The following is an 882-nucleotide window of genomic DNA, read 5'->3' as shown; positions in this document are numbered from 1 at the left end:
GCGAAATCCTGATCGACTGGCCGCAGGCCAAACGCGGCCCGTTCTACCAGGCGGCGCGCGAGAAGGTCGAAGCCGCATTGGAAACCGGGACAGGCGCCGCCGAGGCGCAGGAAGCGTTCGCAGCGCTCTGCAGCCATGCCGGCGTGCTGGTGCGGTAGGTGTCAAAGGAAGCAGACGGGGCGTCGTGCCTCGCCTGCTTTGTCATTTCGTTGGAAGCTCGCCCTGGACAATCGGCTGAGAGGTTTCGAAGCCAAAACTCTTCGGCGCCAGAAGAATCAAGGCAATCACGATGGCTATCGAGGCAAGCAACGTGGCCGTGGTCGCAATATCTCTCACGATAATCTCTCCGAATTCCAAGTCGTGAGAGAAACGCTCCTGAGATAACGAGGTTCCATTAGCTTGCGCGATAATACCAGCCAGCGGCGTTTATTGCTTCGGCGGCTGGGGCGGCACTTCACCCGGCTTGATCACCGGCGTCTTGCCTTCCTCGGGGGCCGGCGCCGCCATGCCCTGGTCGCCCGTCGGGGGCGGTTTCAGCACGCCGCCGCAATCGTTGAGCTTCGCGGTCAAATTGCCGTCATCGGCCTGCTGTCCAGGCTGCTGTTTTGCCCCTTGCTCGGTCTGAGCCCTGCATTTGTCGGCCTGTGCCTGGCTGTCGTTCTGCTGCTGGGCCGCGGCCGGCACTGCCAGCGCCAGCATGAGGCCGATTGGCATGATGGCGAGAATTCTCATCACTGCCTCCTTCTTTCTTGCACGGTCGCCCGCGGCGACCTTCCCTTCACAGGGACAACGTCTGTCGACGAAAAAGGTTGGCCGCCTCGCCGGGCGGCATTGCAACCAAACCCGTTTGCCGCCGTTGCGCGTGCCGGAGGCGATCATGTT

The 882-nt window shown here is 62.4% G+C and carries 3 protein-coding genes; 1 reads left to right on the top strand and 2 read right to left on the bottom strand.

Annotated elements, in window-relative coordinates:
• The first annotated feature begins 5 nt into the window (after nt 1-5).
• A complete protein-coding gene (locus tag EN939_RS36140; RefSeq protein ID WP_335930823.1) occupies nt 6-158 on the top strand; it encodes a DUF982 domain-containing protein in 153 nt (50 codons plus the stop codon).
• 43 nt (nt 159-201) lie between these two features.
• Here EN939_RS36140 and EN939_RS39780 read toward each other — a convergent pair whose 3' ends face one another.
• Both EN939_RS39780 and EN939_RS36135 read right to left on the bottom strand, forming a co-directional pair.
• Entirely contained in the window at nt 202-336 is a 135-nt protein-coding gene (locus EN939_RS39780; protein ID WP_255337188.1) for a hypothetical protein, read from the bottom strand.
• A 90-nt stretch (nt 337-426) separates the two neighbouring features.
• Nucleotides 427-732, bottom strand: a complete 306-nt coding sequence (locus EN939_RS36135; protein ID WP_127271135.1) for a hypothetical protein — start codon at nt 730-732, stop codon at nt 427-429.
• Nucleotides 733-882: the final 150 nt, after the last annotated feature.

Origin of the sequence: Mesorhizobium sp. M7A.F.Ca.CA.002.05.1.1 (assembly GCF_003998335.1) — a bacterium.
Taxonomy (GTDB): Bacteria; Pseudomonadota; Alphaproteobacteria; order Rhizobiales; family Rhizobiaceae; genus Mesorhizobium.
The sequence above is the reverse complement of the archived record's forward strand: the minus strand, read 5'-3'. Positions and strand labels throughout refer to the sequence as shown.